At 57.9% G+C, this 16,044-nt stretch carries 19 protein-coding genes; 12 read left to right on the forward strand and 7 right to left on the reverse strand.

Annotated features, from left to right (window positions below; translation table 11 throughout):
* Window positions 1-477: 477 nt before the first annotated feature.
* Entirely contained in the window at window positions 478-708 is a 231-nt protein-coding gene (locus QWJ46_RS05340) for a hypothetical protein (protein WP_302749539.1), read from the reverse strand.
* 390 nt (window positions 709-1,098) lie between these two features.
* On the opposite strand from QWJ46_RS05340, the gene QWJ46_RS05345 reads away from it, so the two are divergent.
* From QWJ46_RS05345 to QWJ46_RS05355, 3 genes are all read left to right on the forward strand, one after another.
* On the forward strand, window positions 1,099-1,401 hold the full coding sequence (locus QWJ46_RS05345) for a DUF982 domain-containing protein (protein ID WP_184453000.1): 303 nt from the start codon (window positions 1,099-1,101) through the stop codon (window positions 1,399-1,401).
* 628 nt (window positions 1,402-2,029) lie between these two features.
* On the forward strand, window positions 2,030-2,785 hold the full coding sequence (locus QWJ46_RS05350) for an abortive infection family protein (protein WP_302749542.1): 756 nt from the start codon (window positions 2,030-2,032) through the stop codon (window positions 2,783-2,785).
* Window positions 2,786-3,425: 640 nt separating this feature from the next.
* Entirely contained in the window at window positions 3,426-3,809 is a 384-nt protein-coding gene (locus QWJ46_RS05355; RefSeq protein ID WP_302749543.1) for a hypothetical protein, read from the forward strand.
* A gap of 223 nt (window positions 3,810-4,032) precedes the next feature.
* Here the strand turns inward: QWJ46_RS05355 and QWJ46_RS05360 are convergent, their stop codons facing one another.
* Window positions 4,033-4,806: a competence protein CoiA gene (locus QWJ46_RS05360; protein WP_368046075.1), complete on the reverse strand. Its 774-nt coding sequence runs from the start codon at window positions 4,804-4,806 to the stop codon at window positions 4,033-4,035.
* Between the two features lie 476 nt (window positions 4,807-5,282).
* Between QWJ46_RS05360 and QWJ46_RS05365 the strand changes: the two genes are divergently transcribed.
* From QWJ46_RS05365 to arsH, 6 genes are read left to right on the forward strand one after another with little or no spacing between them, the layout of a single operon-like run.
* The gene (locus QWJ46_RS05365; protein WP_302749546.1) at window positions 5,283-5,642 is read left to right on the forward strand and encodes a helix-turn-helix transcriptional regulator; all 360 of its coding nucleotides are present in this window, start codon (window positions 5,283-5,285) and stop codon (window positions 5,640-5,642) included.
* The gene (locus QWJ46_RS05370; protein WP_302749548.1) at window positions 5,630-6,070 is read left to right on the forward strand and encodes a GNAT family N-acetyltransferase; all 441 of its coding nucleotides are present in this window, start codon (window positions 5,630-5,632) and stop codon (window positions 6,068-6,070) included. Before QWJ46_RS05365 ends, QWJ46_RS05370 begins: the two co-directional genes overlap by 13 nt.
* 15 nt (window positions 6,071-6,085) lie before the next feature.
* Complete coding sequence (locus QWJ46_RS05375) at window positions 6,086-6,613, forward strand: arsenate reductase ArsC (RefSeq protein WP_302749549.1); 528 nt, start codon at window positions 6,086-6,088, stop codon at window positions 6,611-6,613.
* A 1-nt stretch (window position 6,614) separates the two neighbouring features.
* The gene (gene arsB / locus QWJ46_RS05380) at window positions 6,615-7,673 is read left to right on the forward strand and encodes an ACR3 family arsenite efflux transporter (protein ID WP_302749550.1); all 1,059 of its coding nucleotides are present in this window, start codon (window positions 6,615-6,617) and stop codon (window positions 7,671-7,673) included.
* Window positions 7,670-8,098 (forward strand): arsenate reductase (glutaredoxin), encoded by a 429-nt coding sequence (gene arsC / locus QWJ46_RS05385; RefSeq protein ID WP_302749552.1) that lies wholly within the window; start codon window positions 7,670-7,672, stop codon window positions 8,096-8,098. The genes arsB and arsC overlap by 4 nt, the downstream gene beginning before the upstream one ends.
* Window positions 8,091-8,801, forward strand: coding sequence for an arsenical resistance protein ArsH (arsH, locus tag QWJ46_RS05390; RefSeq protein ID WP_302749554.1), 711 nt, complete (start codon window positions 8,091-8,093; stop codon window positions 8,799-8,801). The genes arsC and arsH overlap by 8 nt, the downstream gene beginning before the upstream one ends.
* Here the strand turns inward: arsH and arsK are convergent, their stop codons facing one another.
* Window positions 8,802-10,013, reverse strand: coding sequence for an arsenite efflux MFS transporter ArsK (gene arsK, locus QWJ46_RS05395; RefSeq protein ID WP_302749555.1), 1,212 nt, complete (start codon window positions 10,011-10,013; stop codon window positions 8,802-8,804). It lies immediately after the preceding gene.
* A complete protein-coding gene (locus QWJ46_RS05400; RefSeq protein ID WP_302749556.1) occupies window positions 10,006-10,368 on the reverse strand; it encodes a helix-turn-helix transcriptional regulator in 363 nt (120 codons plus the stop codon). Before QWJ46_RS05400 ends, arsK begins: the two co-directional genes overlap by 8 nt.
* 42 nt (window positions 10,369-10,410) lie before the next feature.
* Here QWJ46_RS05400 and QWJ46_RS05405 point away from each other — a divergent pair, with 42 nt between their 5' ends.
* Window positions 10,411-10,932 carry a DUF6428 family protein gene (locus QWJ46_RS05405; RefSeq protein WP_302749557.1) on the forward strand — a complete coding sequence of 174 codons (522 nt, stop codon included), beginning with the start codon at window positions 10,411-10,413 and terminating at the stop codon, window positions 10,930-10,932.
* 105 nt (window positions 10,933-11,037) lie between these two features.
* Here the strand turns inward: QWJ46_RS05405 and QWJ46_RS05410 are convergent, their stop codons facing one another.
* Entirely contained in the window at window positions 11,038-11,325 is a 288-nt protein-coding gene (locus QWJ46_RS05410) for a hypothetical protein (protein ID WP_302749559.1), read from the reverse strand.
* 168 nt (window positions 11,326-11,493) lie between these two features.
* Between QWJ46_RS05410 and QWJ46_RS05415 the strand changes: the two genes are divergently transcribed.
* Window positions 11,494-12,996, forward strand: a complete 1,503-nt coding sequence (locus QWJ46_RS05415; RefSeq protein ID WP_302749561.1) for a hypothetical protein — start codon at window positions 11,494-11,496, stop codon at window positions 12,994-12,996.
* A gap of 87 nt (window positions 12,997-13,083) precedes the next feature.
* On the opposite strand, the gene QWJ46_RS05420 is transcribed toward QWJ46_RS05415, so the two are convergent.
* The gene (locus QWJ46_RS05420) at window positions 13,084-14,682 is read right to left on the reverse strand and encodes a reverse transcriptase domain-containing protein (RefSeq protein ID WP_302749563.1); all 1,599 of its coding nucleotides are present in this window, start codon (window positions 14,680-14,682) and stop codon (window positions 13,084-13,086) included.
* A gap of 198 nt (window positions 14,683-14,880) precedes the next feature.
* Entirely contained in the window at window positions 14,881-15,018 is a 138-nt protein-coding gene (locus tag QWJ46_RS05425; protein WP_302749565.1) for a hypothetical protein, read from the reverse strand.
* Between the two features lie 65 nt (window positions 15,019-15,083).
* Between QWJ46_RS05425 and QWJ46_RS05430 the strand changes: the two genes are divergently transcribed.
* Window positions 15,084-15,515: a hypothetical protein gene (locus QWJ46_RS05430; protein ID WP_302749567.1), complete on the forward strand. Its 432-nt coding sequence runs from the start codon at window positions 15,084-15,086 to the stop codon at window positions 15,513-15,515.
* Window positions 15,516-16,044 lie beyond the last annotated feature (529 nt).

The following is a 16,044-nucleotide window of genomic DNA, read 5'->3' on the forward strand; positions in this document are numbered from 1 at the left end:
GTCGGACAAACAACGTCATCATCCTCCCTCAAGCAAGGTCAAACCACCGCTGAGTATCGCTGGCGAGGGCCGGTTATTTCGGAACTCTTCTATAAAAAACGTAGTCGAGAACTTCGAGCAAGCAACTGATTTTTATGATTATTTAGCGTTTTGAATCGTATGACAATTACCGCATGTGCGAAGTAACAATGATGTACGTTCGTCCGGCCGCATCGTCGAAAGACCGCCAGGGGCCGAAGCTTTGGCGACGGGGCCGTAATTTGGCTGGAAGGTATTGTTTGAACGCCATGTACGAACGATAGTGCACAAGCACCAAGCCTCGTGGGGGCTAATCGCTGAATACTAGGAGCGATGGTCCGCGCCCAGGTAACCCTTCCAGACAGTAGCGATAGTCCTGACGGCTTCAGAAGTACCTGATTACGGTATAACCAGGAGGGAACATTGTCGCCACGATGTAGCCAGTTCGATAGTTCGACGTCATGGCAATGACGCTGTTATTAGCCCGGCTGCAATTCCAACCCCGAGGACAGCTGGAAAGGCATCCGCCGCAAACGCGCCAGGGCCATCCCCTGTTCCTCTGGAAAACAAATAGAGAACAACCATTGCGACAGTTGCCGTCATAAGCGTCCACCCCGGTCGCCAGAACGCGAGCGCGACGAAACCGACGATGTACGGCAAAACAAAAAGGATAAAGAACAACATCAGCATACCAAGGCGAATCCTTTAACAGCTGCTAAACGGTAGTCGGCAAGAGAGGCGGACAACTTTCGACGCCGCAAATGTCGGCACAGGAGAAATAGTAAAGTTGCAATTACACCGAAGGAAGAATGGCTGACAGGAACTAGTCGAAGGCGAGGCATGAGGATTGCGTTGCAAAACCTGGCCAATCCCGTCATCAGAGCGTCTGCCATCGGCCATCATCGCAACAATAGCCGATGCAGCTTGGGGCGCTCCGACATCGTAGAGCGCCCACTCCTTTCCAGCGGCATACCTTCACACCAAGTCACGGTGGGTAACCAATCGTCAATTACGAATTTGGAATACACGCGTATATTAGACTTCGGGATTACAATCCCTGCCTTGAGCGGGTTGAGGACAATGGACTGGGACGCAACCTCTGCATTCACGCCCGTCGGGCTGGCTCTTCGCGGCCAGCCAGCTCACAGGATCGTCCGCACCCTCGGCGACGCGGCATATATGCTGCTCAAGGACTGGCCTTCCGATGACGGCGAAGAATATGTTACTGCTGTCAAGGCTTGCGTCGATGCGATCAGCGGTCAGATCGCTCCGGAGCAATTTTGGGACGCGTTCCTGCGTGCGGCCGATGAAGCCGGCATCGCTGCTCTGACCGTCGTTCACAGCGAGCAAAAGGAGCGGGTGGTTGCGAGTCGCTCCTTTTGACCTGATCATCGATGATGCTAGGTCGATATCAGAACGTAAGAAATGAGAGCCGTCCGCATTGCAGCCGCTCAGACTGTCGAAAATCGAGAGGATGGCGAAGGTGCTCTGTCCCTTGCAGTCGAGTTTTCGCAACGGACAGAAGCCGCAGGTGCAAGGCTCCTGTGTTTTCCCGAGGGATACGTATAGGGGTATACTGCTCCACTTTTTCGCATTTTTCCGCCCTTCCAAAACGAAATTAACGCCCGACTCTGTTCGAATCGAACGCTGATCCTATGGCTGCATTAGACAAACGTAGTCTTCGAAATTGCAGACATCTGCTGCGAAGGACAATCAGATGTAGTTCGTCACAAACGTTTGACAACATCCCCATTGAAATCGTTGAGCTTTCAAGAAGACGGCTTCACGTACGTGTGGCTGTTTCTTCACATACCATTGCTCAGGTATACGCCTTACGTCAAATACCCTTGACCAACTCTGCAACCTGAGGGTAGGTCATTGTTTTGTTGACTGTTTTCGCAAATAGACCTTGTCCGGGACTGTCGTCACGACGTCTTGCTCACAGGGCGCTTCAATCTGGATTGCAATGACCAAAACGTACGAACAGCTTGTCCCCCGTGCCGAAAGAGACATGCTGGAGCAGGCGCTCAACATGGGCGAAGGCTATGTCTTGGATTTCTCCGACCGAACCTTCAACGACTTCTTCTATGAAACGCTTGGCATCGATCCAGAGACTGAAGGACTTCTCTTCAATGGACGCGGAACGTCAAAGGCCAAGCGACTGAGGTCCTTCATTGAGCGCGCCCCTGCATCTTCGGTAGCGAAACTATTACGCGAGCTGTGGGACTACCGCGGGTCGATGGTCACTCGGGGGCGGACCGCACGCGAGCAGGAGCTGGAGGCCAGTTTCTTCACTACCGTTGGCCGTTTCGAAGGGGCGAGCCAGGACATCGATACCTCTGCGATCGAGACGTTCGAACCGAACGAGACCCTCGACGAACTGGTGGCGTCTATCCGTCGTGACCTCGACGCCAAGAAGCCGCACGCTGCCTTGGATCGCCTCCATACCTACTGCATGAAGCGTTTCGCGTCTTTGGTCAGAAAGCACGGAGGCGGCGAGTGTGGCGTTGATGACCCGCTGCACTCCCGCGTCGGACGCTACATCAAGCACCTTGGTGCGCAGCGCAACCTTTCGCAGATGTCAGAACGGATCATCAGGAGTTCGATCAGCGTCTTCGAGGCTATGAACGAAATCCGCAACAACAACTCGTTAGCACACGACAATCCTGACCTGATCGATCCCGACGAAGCGAGGTTCATCTTCGACAGCGTGACCGCAATTCTTCGATACATCAAATCTGTCGATGGTCGGCAATTCGAGGACTAGGCTCGCTGCCCCTGGGAGCGACACACGTGTACTCAGATACAGGATTGGCTGCCAAACTGTTTCCGCCGGCTCGCGATCAGGCGACAATTGCCATCAGAGCAATCAGGAAGAGACGGCTATGCCAATATGCCACCGGGAAGACAGCCTCCACTATTCGCGCAGCGCATCCTTGATCGAAGAACGTCTAGGCGTTCTCGCAACCGACTTGGACTTGTGGCGGAGGCAAAAATCCAGCGCTCCGTCAGACGTCGTCGAACACGCGATCAGCGTTCTCCTTGGGATATACCGGCAGTTTTTCGAAAATGAGTTCCAATGGCATGGCCCAGTCCCGTCCCTGGGCGAAACGCGCATCATGCGACAGGAGATCGCCGCTGGCGCGATTACATTGCTATTGCATTTTTGCGAGTGCGGATTCGGACTGGCAGCGAACCTTTCTGGGGTTGGGACCCAACATTTCCCGTCGCATAGAATGAGTTCGGCTGAACACACCCTCACGATCAATTTCGCGAATTTCTTGGTACAGGATTTTAAACGTCAGATCGGTGTGTGGGGCGATATGCGCCGATCGGATAGAGATAACGCAACTCTGCATTAACTTGAGCGAGTTAAAGACCCCACAGAACACAGTGGAGTCATCGAAATGCTGGAAACGCTTTTGCGTTACGCGCGACACATACATGCAATTGATCCCGCCGAGGCAGAGCGGGCATACCGCGAAGCTATGGCCTTTCTTGAGCAATCGCAGATGGCTCTCGACGAAATGTTAGACGAACCCGCCGCAGCTGCGATACGACAACGCCTTCAGCTTATCGCGGAGGCGGCGCAGCAATTGGCTTATGAATACTACCATCAACACGGGCGCGCCATCGACGATAGCGCCCTCGATCCTGGAAAATTCACCTACGACTATCTCCCTCCGGGCCACAAGACTCGCCGCCTCGAGCCAATCGAACTGGCACGCGAAATTTTAAGGTACTTACAGGATGTATTGCCTCATACCCTGCCTCCCGAAATGAGGCAGTAGTCTATCCAGTGCCGGAGACAATGATGCTGGCCACCGCGGTGCGGTGGCCGAAACGATGGGTGGATAGCACGTGCCTCCATGAGCGCGTTGATTGCTAATACGTCCCTTCTGAAAACGATCAGTCGCTACACTCCTTGGATGCTCCGAGATCGGCACAGCATCTCTAGGCCGGTCTCCGACGCGAGGCACCTCCAGCGTTTCCACTTCGGTATTCGATAAGGACCTAAAATCTGGGACGCCGCGCTCGCGTCCTCGTCAGATGCCCCTGAAAACCCGGCAGTGGCGATCTAGGCGGCGGAAACGGCATTGGCCTCGCAAACCCCTTGATTGGCGTTCCCGACAGCAGGTGGTCGACCACGCTCTGCCGGAGAACGGGCGTCACGACAACCCGCTCTCGTGGAACATAGTTCACTAGCCAGAGAACTCCCGTTGCGGGCAGCCAAGGGATCGCAAATTCAGCGTCGCCAAAATCCAGGAACACCGGGCGGGTCCCTCCCCGCCAACGCTCGACGATTGGCGATGCTTGATCCCACAGGACCCACGCCCGCGTCTTGGTCTCGGCCGAAGGGGCGGTTGTGGTGATTTCCTGGCGGAACGACGTCAGGTCTCGTTTAAGTCGCGTGCCGTCCACGATCCAAACCATAGGGTCGTAAAATGCCTCTCGAGACGCTTTCTCGTTTAGCGAGATCGCCGAGTGCTGGAACTCGACGACGGTACCACTCCGTGTTCTGACGTCCGCTATGTGAACCTCGCCATCCGTAGCCCGGTGATGGATTTCCTGCCAATCAGCGGGAAACTCGTTCTTCCATGCTCGATGCCATTCCGTCTCGGGCTCCCACCATCGGTCGCAAACAGCCGTGCTGACGTGGGCCCAATGGTGCAAGCGCTTGACGCCGCATTTAGCCAGTGTCGGCCAGCCGCAACCAGGGCAACTACCACGTAGTCCGGTCGTCGCTTCCTGACGGATTCCATCTACAAAGGCGAATTTCATTGTCATCTCCAAACGGCCGTGAGCGCGCCAAAATTGACGCAAGCTCTGTTCCTAGTAAGGGAATTTGGCGGGCGGCTTGGTCGCCGCTTGGAGATTTTTCGGGCAGTTTCGGCTGCCTCATGTTCTTATTCGTCTGGTCCGCCTGACGAATAAGCTGAGGCTATTGGCCCCCACATCAGAAATCAACTGCATGGACTGGGTTATGCACTGTCTGTATTGCCGTCGGTCTTTATGCATCGGAGGCTGAAGTGTACCAGGAACCGTTGCAAGGCTAAGGAGTTAATGCCTCAGTCGGGCGTAAGCGTAATTGGAGCGCGGCGCTCTCCCCATCCCTCGGGAATCCGAGGTTGCTTCCAGCTTTCGAGCTGTGACGCGGGGTTCGAATCCCTGCCCCGACAACAATCGGCCGCCGATATCAAATCACAGATGAGTCGAATAAAGCCACGTCTTGACTATTTCGATATATCCGTTATTCTGGATATATGGAATCAAAGAACGCAATCGCGGCGCTGGCCGCCCTCGCCCAGACGACAAGGCTTGAAACGTTCCGCCTGCTTGTGAAGTCCGAGCCAGACGGCATTCCGGCTGGTGAACTCGCGCGCATGATGGATGTACCCCAAAACACCATGTCCGCCCATCTGGCGACCCTGTCTCGCGCGGGCATCGTCAGGAGCGAGAGGCAAAGCCGCTCGATCATCTACCGTGCCGACCTCGAGAGCTTCCGCGCGCTCACGCTGTTCCTTCTCAAGGACTGCTGCGGCGGGAACGCCGAGCTATGCGCTCCCCTGATTGCCGATCTCACCCCATGCTGTTCTCCGGAGACCGGGCCGTGCGTGAACTGAAGCTCGATCCGATCGATGTTTGTGACGAGTTGAAGGCCGCGCTGGCCGGCGCGGCGCTGCCGACAGACGACATCGACGAACCGGGACGGTCATACTTCCGGCTAGCTGACCTCGAAGGCCGGGTCATCGGCTACTCCGGGATCGAGACAGCCTCGGACGATGCAGTTCTCTTGCGATCCATGGTGATCCTGCCGTCATTTAGGTCCGAGGGTCACGGGCGGCGTCTCGCCGAAATGACCCTCGAGCGGACGCCCCGTGCCGCCGAAGTCTATCTCGCGACGACGAACGCTGCGCCGTTCTTCGAGCACCTCGGCTTTGTGGCTGTTGGCCGCGACCAAGTGCCACGAGCGATCCTTTCCACCCGCCAGCTTTCGGGGCTCTGTCCCGCATCGGCGACGATCATGAGGCTGACCAGGCCTCCGACCTAACGACGGACCACGACCATGACCGACAAGACCTACAACGTGCTCTTCCTGTGCACGGGCAATTCCGCACGCTCGATCCTCGCTGAGTCCATCCTCAGCAAAGAGGGCGCTGGACGATTTAGGGCCTTCTCCGCAGGCAGCCAGCCAAAGGGCGAAGTGAACCCGCATGCGCTCAAGGAACTGGCCGCTCTCGGCTATCCGTCGACGGGCTTCTCATCGAAAAGTTGGGATGTCTTTGCCGAACCCGAAGCGCCAGAGATGGATTTCATCTTCACCGTCTGCGACAGCGCCGCGGGCGAAGCCTGCCCGGTCTGGATCGGCCACCCGATGACGGCGCACTGGGGTGTCGAAGACCCCGCCGCCGTCACTGGCAGCGAGGTCGAAATCCAGCGAGCCTTCGCACAGGCCGCGCGCTTCCTCAAGAACCGCATAACCGCCTTCATCAACCTGCCGCTGGCCTCCATCGACCGCATGGCGCTGGAGCAACATGTACGACAGATCGGTTCGCTTGAAGGCGCATCCGTAAAATCCGCAAAGGCCGAGTGAAATGTCCACCTTCGAACGCTACCTGACCGTCTGGGTTTTCCTCTGCATCGGCGTCGGCATCGCGCTTGGCCATGTGATGCCGAGCTTCTTCCACGTCATCGGTACCGCCGAGATCGCCAAGGTGAACATCCCGGTCGCCGTGCTGATCTGGCTGATGGTCATCCCGATGCTCCTAAAGATCGACTTCGGTTCGCTGGCGAAGGTCGGAAGCTACTGGCGCGGGATCGGCGTGACCCTCTTCGTGAACTGGGCCGTCAAGCCGTTCTCGATGGCGCTTCTCGGCTGGCTGTTTGTCGGCTGGCTGTTCCGCCCTCTCCTGCCGGCAGACCAGATAGACTCCTACATCGCGGGCCTGATCATCCTGGCGGCCGCGCCTTGCACCGCCATGGTGTTCGTGTGGTCGAACCTTACGAAGGGCGAACCCCACTTCACCCTGTCGCAGGTCGCCCTCAACGACGCCATCATGATCGTCGCCTTCGCACCCATCGTCGGCCTGCTATTGGGCCTTTCGGCGATCACTGTCCCATGGGACACGCTGACGATATCGGTGGTCCTCTACATCCTGATCCCCGTCGCCATCTCCCAGATCGTCCGCAAGAGACTTACCGCCGACGGTACGACACGAGCACTCGACGGGCTCCTAGCGAAGCTGCACCCGCTTTCGCTTCTGGCCCTGCTCGCCACCCTGATCCTGCTCTTCGGCTTTCAGGGAGAGCAGATCATCGCCCAGCCCGCCGTCATCGGCCTTCTCGCGGTGCCGATCCTGATCCAAGTCTACTTCAACTCCGGTCTGGCCTACCTCTTAAACCGCATGTCGGGTGAACAGCATTGCGTCGCCGGACCGTCGGCACTCATCGGAGCCAGCAACTTCTTCGAGCTCGCGGTCGCGGCCGCCATCAGCCTGTTCGGCTTCCAGTCCGGCGCAGCGCTCGCGACGGTCGTCGGTGTCCTCATCGAGGTGCCAGTGATGCTCTCTGTCGTCTGGATCGTGAATCGCACGAAGGGATGGTACGAGGCCGCGCCCGCCGTTTCCCGAAACACCGTCACCGAAAGGACATGACCATGGACGTTAGCATCTACCACAATCCCGCATGCGGGACGTCGCGAAACACGCTCGAAATGATCCGCAACGCGGGCATCGAACCGACCGTGATCGAATATCTCAAGACGCCGCCATCCCGAGCCGAATTGGTGAAGATGATCGCCGACGCAGGCCTCACCGTTCGCGAGGCGATCCGCGAAAAAGGAACGCCCTACGAAGAGCTTGGTCTCGACAATCCTTCGTTGACCGATGACCAGTTGCTCGACGCCATGCTCAAGGACCCGATCCTGATCAACCGCCCGTTCGTTGTCACGCCGCTTGGCACCCGTCTGAGCCGCCCGTCCGAAGCCGTCCTCGATATCCTGCCCGACACCCACAAGGGTGCCTTTACCAAGGAAGACGGCGAGAAGGTTCTCGACGAGAAAGGAAAGCGAATTGTCTGAAGCATTCCCAGCGCTTGAAGAGCGGCACCTGCATCAGCCCGACCTCGATGCGCTCCGCCCGCGGTTCTCGACCCACAAGCCGCGCATCCTGATCCTCTACGGTTCGCTGCGAGAAGTCTCCTACAGCCGTTTGCTCGCCTACGAGGCACGCCGACTGCTCGAGCGCCTGGGCTGCGAGGTCCGGGTCTTCGATCCCAAGGGCCTTCCCCTGCCGGATGAAACACCAGTCGGCCATCCCAAGGTGCAGGAACTCCGGGAGCTGTCCGAATGGTCCGAGGGTCAGGTATGGGTCAGCCCCGAGCGCCACGGCGCGATGACCGGCGTCATGAAGTCCCAGATCGACTGGATTCCGCTCGCCGTCGGCTCTGTGCGGCCGACACAGGGGAAGACGCTCGCGGTGATGCAGGTGTCCGGCGGCTCGCAGTCGTTCAACGCCGTCGGCCAGCTTCGCATTCTCGGCCGCTGGATGCGGATGATCACGATCCCCAACCAGTCTTCAGTCGCAAAGGCCTATCAGGAGTTCGATGCCGAAGGACGGATGAAGCCGTCGTCCTACTACGACCGTGTCATCGACGTCTGCGAGGAACTGGTGAAGTTCACGCTGCTGACCCGCGACGCCTCGTCGTACCTGACCGACCGCTACAGCGAGCGTAAGGAAGACGCAGCCAAGCTCGAACAGCGGGTCCAGTTGAAGTCGATCTGATCAGCCAGCGGCGACGAGGCTCCGTTTCGTCGACATGGCGACGCTGATGAAGGCGGCCATGCCGACCGTCCCGAGAGCTGCGGTGGCGAACAGGGATAGGCCGATGCCGATCTGCTCCATGGCAATCGCGAAGACAAAAGGCGCGGCAGCTCCCAACGCGAGCCGTGCCGCCGCCATCTTGCCCGTGATCGCGCCGTATCCATCGCTGCCGAACAGATAAAGCGGAAGGCTGCCCTGTGCGATCGAGTTGATTCCGGAACCCAACCCGAGGCAGACCGCGAAGGCGACGGCTCCCGGAAGCCAGCTTCCGCTCACGCCGAGGATGACGATCCCAGTCACCATGAGCGCAGCCGAAATGACCGCAAGCACGGGCGGCGACAGGCGTGTACCGAAGATCATATTGATCAGGCGGCTCAAAATCTGCGCGGGACCGAACAGCGAACCGATGACGACCGAGGCCGTCCCGAGACCGAGATTGCCGAGCATCGGGACCATGTGAGCGAGGATGGATGCCAGCGTAAACCCGAGGATGGCGAAGGCGGACGAGACGACGACCATCGCACCCCGTCGCGCTTCCGGAGGGATCGCGCCGATTACCCGTTCCCGTTCGCGGATGGTACCGCTAGCGATTGCCGCCTTGCCCTTTCGCATCATCCAGAAATGCAGGGGCATGCAGACAAACAGGTTGAGAGCGGCAAACATCAGATAGATTTCCCGCCAAGACAAGTAATCCATCAGGGCTGCCGAAATCGGCCAGAAGATCGTCGAGGCGAAGCCGCCGATGAGTGTCAGGTAGGTGATACTCCGGGGAGCTGTCCTGGGATCGCTTTCGACAAGCGCCGCGAAAGCCGCTTGGTACTGAACCATCCCGGAGGATATCTCCAACAGTACGATGGCGAGCGCGAAGACGGCTACGGACGGCGACCATGCGCAGAGCGCCAGCGTCAGGGCGGACAGAAGCGAACCGAGGGTCAGAACGGTCGCTGCCCCTACCCGGTCCATTTGCTTCCCGATCACCGGAGCGGAAAGCCCGCCAACGAACAGCGAAACCGAGAAGACGCCGAAGACCTGCTCGAGCGTCACGCCGAGGTCCTTCGCCATACCGGGCGCGAGGATCGAAAACGAGTAGTAGAGCGTCCCGTAGCCGATGATCTGCGTGAGGCCGAGGGCGGAGATCGTCGCGAGCGAAATCGCGTTCCTGGCTTCACGCATGCTGGTTGGCTTCCGGCTGCGCGGCCGAGCAGCAATCCCCCTCGCCTTCGGGAACGCCGAGCACCCGTGGATGTCCCGCGCAGCAATCGTGCATCAGGAACGTCACCAGGCTCGAGAGCGCATCGTAGTTGGCGCTGTAGACGATCGAGCGGGATTCCCGCCTCTGCGCGATCAACCCCGAGCGCTCGAGTTCCTTGAGGTGGAAGGAAATGTTCGAAGGCGAGACGCCCATTTTCTCGGCGATCGCCCCGGCCGCCATGCCGTCGGGACCGGCGACGACCAAAGTGCGCACGACCGCCAGGCGCGTCTCCTGAGCAAGCGCGGCGAAAGACATGAGGGCTTGACGTTCTTCCATATTTCAATATTCCTTGAAGCATTGAACCAAGGAGTAACGGATATGAACTCGATCAGCAAGGACGTTTTGGCGGCTTCGGACATCACTCTTGGAGACCTCCTCTCGAATATCGCCTCCAAGCCTGATCTCCCGCTTGTCTTCACCTACGACGGCCGCGAGATCAGAGGCGGCTATCACGTCACCGAGGTGAAGGCGGGTCAGTTTTCGGCGCTCGATTGCGGCGCGAACCCCGAAGCATGGTCCGAAATCTTCGTACAGCTCTGGGATATCGAAGAGGACGGCCGATCCCACATGACGGCCGGAAAGTTCTCCGCGATTATCCGCAAGGTGTCCGAACACGTCGGCCTCGATGGCTCGGCGAAGCTGACATTCGAAGTCAGTGACGGCATCGAACCCATGCGGCTCTTCTGCGCAGACCTCCCGGAAAGCCAAGCCGGTTCTTTGAGCGTTGCCTTGGTACCGCGGCCGGCCAGCTGTAAGCCGCGCGATCGCTGGCTAGCGGAGCAACAGATTGCGAAATCGGCGTGCTGCTCACCTTCGACCACGTCGTCGTGTTGCGCATAACCGGACATAAACGGCCTAGCCGGGCTAACGCTCGTCTGCAATGCCCCGCTCACCACGAAGCCGCAGGCTGGGAATTATACCTATGGCCTATGAAACTGGGCGGGCTTAACGTGTATCACGTAGACCGAGTTCAGTGAGCTTGATGTTCAACGGATGATCTTGTACCAAAAGGCTTCTGTCTCCGTGCTCAATCTCGTGAGAGAGATTGGCCTCTACCCGGGTCGCAAACTCTGCAAAGCGGTGCTTCAGGCCTTCATCCGCTTCGTTAAGAACTTTGTCCGCGAAGGATGCGACCAGATGCTTTTGGGTGGCGCAGCTTCCCGTTGCCTCAGCCAAGTCCATCCTCTCAATCAGCAGCTCTTCCCATGCGCCCATTGTCCCGTCCTTACCCATTGGAGCCACGCCCTCCTGGATATTTTCGAGTCATATGGCAGCCGGCGCAAATTTCTAAGCATCGTGCGGGCCAGTTCGCCTCACTAAAAATCGAGAGAAGTGTGGGCAACCTTCCGATTGCAACGATTCCGGGCTAGCCTTTCGCACCCACAGCGATTCAAGGCCCATATGGCGACAAAAGCCACAATTGCCGACCTGTTCCCAGACCACACAGGCATGATCCTCGTTGCCAAGGACGTGAGCGATGGATTGCCGCGTCGTATCACCGAGGTCGCCAACGGTGGGGACTGCGGATGCGTCTGCTTCGGATGCGGCAGGCGGCTGATCGCCAGGAACCGCTTCGATCCGACGGCTCGGGCGCATTCCTTCGCGCACCGCCCAGAGGACAACGTCGTAGACTGCGTGTCATCGGGGGAAACAGCTCTCCACATGCGCGCGAAGGAAATCATCGCCAAGCATTGCCGGGTGACCCTGCCAGCCACGACCACGCCGGGCCTGGACGGAAAGCCAGTCGAGGTATCCCCCGAGCGATCCATCCAACTCACGGACGTCCACCTGGAAACCGCGGCGGGAGAGGTTTTCCCGGACGTCATCGCAACGATGTCAGACGGCCGACGACTGTTCATTGAGATCGCGAACACCCATCCCTGCCCTCCCGAGAAAATCGAAAAGCTGGACGCCATGGGCGTGGAAGTTCTGGAAATCACCGTTTCGAGCTATCAGCGCCACCCGCTCGACGAACTCGATGACATCATCCTGGACACCGCCCCGCGGAAGCTGATCCACAGCGCCGAGGTGAAAGTCAAAGCGGCGGAGATCGCCGAGGAGCGCCGTCGTATCGAGGAGAAGGAACGTCAGGAAGCCGAGCGGCTTATAGCCGTCTATCGAGAGCCACCATCCGCCAGACATCGGAAGGCGGCAGAACTGGTCGAGGAAATGTCGCTGTGGGGCTTCGACGAATTCATGGATGCGGACGACACCCGGCCGTCGGCGTTCATCGTTCCCCGCCGCCAATGGCAGGCCGCCGTGTTCTACAGGTTCATGGACACCCAATATCCCGCCACCGTGTCGCCGATCGACATGGTGGACAGGTTCAGGGAGCGGAAATGGGAAAAGCCGGACCTCGTTTTCATGAAGACCGAGATGTCGCGGAAGATCGCCGCCTTGGCCGAGGACTTCAAGTCGGCCTACGATGAGGTCCTGGCCTACATGCGGCGGCTGGAAAAGGCCGAGGTCGTCTACCAGAAGCCCGGGAAGACCTTCTACATGACCCATGACTTCAAAAAGAAGCTCAAGGCCACCCTTGAGACGCTTGAGGTGGCCGACGCCAACCGGGAGGTGATCAAAGGGGTATACCGGCACATCGAGGAACTGCTGAAACCCAGAGGTGCTCGTTTGCCGGACTTCGACGGATGGCTAAAGCAGCAGGCGGACCGGCACGACCTCGCCGTCGAGGAGTTTCTGACTGATGACGACCTTGTCTGCGGGGCCGAGGAAAACCTGAAGGAGATGAACCGGGTCATCGACAAGAGGGCTGCTGGCGAATGGGACGAACTTCCCGACGACCTCATGGGCCTTCCGCTGGTCGATCTTGTCAATGGCCTCATGCAGGCGTGGCATAACGCCGAGGAGAGCGTAGGTGACGGCTGGCGGGCAAAGATAGAGAATTAGATAGATCAGACTTACGAGAGAATTGTGTTCCCGCTGGGAGCGCGTGCGAATGAGTGCCCCCTCGGCCACCAAGTAGTCACCTTGCGGTCACAGGCCAAGCCAATCGGTTAGAGCCTTGACGTGAACGGCGAAGTCCCTGCCTTCCTCAGGACCACCTTTGTGGATGATGCCGGCGAGCTTATCGCCGCTGTCGACAACGGGTCCTCCCGACATTCCTTGAGTCAGCATTTGGGTCACCTCGATGAGCGGTACTGCATGCTTGACGGAAAATGCGCTAATGTTGCCGTTCCTGACGTTCATTCCGTCGCCAGGAGCGAATTTGGGATAGCCGAGCGCGGAGAGTGAGTCCCCAACGACAAACTGTTCCTCGGAAATTTCAAGTTCGTAGAATTCGTTCTCGGGAATGTTGTGGTCCAGGATGGCGAGGTCTCTGATTTCACAATGCTGTTTTACGGTCGCCTTGAAGACGTTGGAAGGCTTGGTGGGATGATAAACATCGATCTCAGCCCCGGCCGCGGCGGCTTCCACAACACAGTGCGACGCCGTCACCAACCCAACACCCTTTAGGAAGAACGCACTTCCCTGCGCGAAATCCCCTACAAAATGCTCTATCACCCAAACTGCGCGCTTTCGTACCTCATCCCTCGTGGGCTGCAATTTGAAGGCCTTCGCGGGAAACTTGTCATTGAAACGCCCAGCCAAGCTCCGGAAAACAGGATCGGATCGTCCTTTCACGCTCCCAATCCAGCTGATTTTCCCTTTCAGGAAGTTCGAGATTTCGCAGGTACCGCCGTATTTGTCCTCGAACTTCTTCTGTGCATCAGCGAGACCAAGGCTGTCAATCGAGTACAGCGTGCTCCTGACGTCTCGGATGAAGCGTCGATCGACGTTCAAACCTTCGTTGATTTTCAACCCGGTGACGATCCGACGGGAATGCCTGTCGGCATAATGCGTTTTGGCTTTGTTGATCGCAAAGCCGTTATTGACGAACGCCGCCTTTAACCGCGAAGCAAGGATGCCCGGGTCAAAGTTGCCACTCGCGGGAAGCCCGGCATCAAACAGGGCCGTCAAAGGCTGATAACTCGAAAACGAGACGTCGTCGGCGTAGCGAGTATAGATACAGTGAGCCGCCTTGGCGAAACGCTGAAGCTCCTTGTCCATGGCGAAGCAGATCATGTTCGAGATGACGGGGCTACTCGGAGCGCCTTGAGGAAGGCATCCCCGGTTGCAGCATATGCGGGCAACGATGTCTGCCGCGCCGCTCTGCACGCCGAGAGCTTTGAGGAGACCGGCGACCCGATTCTCCGATATCGCAGTAAAGAACCCCTCGATGTCGAGATTTACAACAAATTTGCTTCGGAAATATGAAGTCGCATTTGTCACGACGGACCGATGCGGAACGAAACCGTGTACGGGATGTCGGGGTTTGTACATCTCATCGAGCAGCGACGCGATATTTCGCTGAAGCATCTTCAGGCGGCGATCGGGTGCACTGATAATCCGGCTCTTCCCCAGGGTCTTCGAAATTTCGAACTCGTGATACATGCGACCACGAAACCACCAGATTTTTTTGAGTTCGGCGGCCGTTACTCCAAGATGGGCTAGAAGGGCAGCTTCGCTCGTCAGCGCGGCCGGCACACTCGCGCGAAACTTGAGGCCGCCAAAGACGACGCCGGGATGTGGCACGAGGTCTCCCTCCAATCACGCCATGCTCGAAGCATTATGTGGCGCGCACGATATTGTAGGTACGTTTGCTCTTACGCCGCAGTTACGACAGCGCGTATGCGAGGGGAGACCTCGTGGAAAAGACGTACCAAGTGATGTTGGCGTCGAACAGCGGTAAACCAGTTTTTCTTCAGACAATTCACAGGCATCGCGGGCTATCTACATATACCTCGTGTAGTCCGAACTGACCTTGCCGTCCCCCACATATTTGAGAACTTCGCCGACCTTACGCGCCGCCCGGATCGGGATTGGCAGCTTCTGGTTCATTTGGGTGGAATTCCAGTTGATCTTCGTCATCGAGAGGACTTCCTTGGCGATCTGTGCAACGGTGCTGTCGCTGCTCTTGTGCGGACAGCCGCGAGTTGAAGTTCAGGCCGTCGCAGCGACCGACGACGGAGTCTGTTTTTGCGGCGGCCATTCAGAAATTCGGCGAGCCTTCAGTCACGGATAAATCTGGGAATGACATCTGGGCAGCGTGGAAATTCGGTGCCGAAGGCGCAACAGCCGAAAAACTGGAATCGCCATTGGGCTGCATCGGCACCAGCGACTTCCCGGTCGGGCTTGACGAATTCACGGCGAAGAAAGCAAAGCAAGCCGCAAGCATGTGCGGCATCTATATCGACTTCGTCGTTCGGGGCGACCCGACGGGTCTGGCAAACGAGCTTGAGATGAAGATGATGGACCAGCTCGATCTCGTGCACGATTTCGATGCCGACAATGCTGACGCCAGAAAACGGATCGATGCCGCGCGAGCCAAGAACGTAGGGAATGCGGCCGCGGCCCCGAAGCTTTAGGGCCAACAGCGAACCCGAAACGACGCCCACAGGGTTGCGGCCTCATCCTTCCGCGCCGCAGCCTCGTTGACGTCACTGCGGCGACCCCTCACCAGTCCAAAGAGGAAAGCGGAGTGACCCGTCCATCCCCCTTCTTTACCTTCTGCATCCAATGGCCAATTGGGTTTAAAAAACCTCGGGCGACGCGCCTGGTTCTCTAATGCAATCCTGTTTGGCGACGCAGAGGCGGCGTCGGCCGACGAAAGCCTCGTGCGCATCTGGAGCCTGTGGAGGAGCAACGATCGTTGTGACTGAGGTCAATCAGGGTGGCCGCCCAGCGCACAGGAGACACATTGCTTGGGGTAAGCAAAATAATCGCTGAGCGGCTCGATGAATAATATGAATTTTTCATTCGATTTCTAGTTGATTTATTCTTTGGAGCGCGGACGTATAATCACGTTTACTTTATCGTCAGCATCTAAGTCTAATTGATAAAAGTATTACTTATTGTGCAGAAATAAAACATCATGCAAAATAGTTGTGCAGCGCT

This window comes from Rhizobium sp. CBN3, from assembly GCF_030518245.1.
GTDB lineage: Bacteria > Pseudomonadota > Alphaproteobacteria > Rhizobiales > Rhizobiaceae > Rhizobium > Rhizobium aethiopicum_A.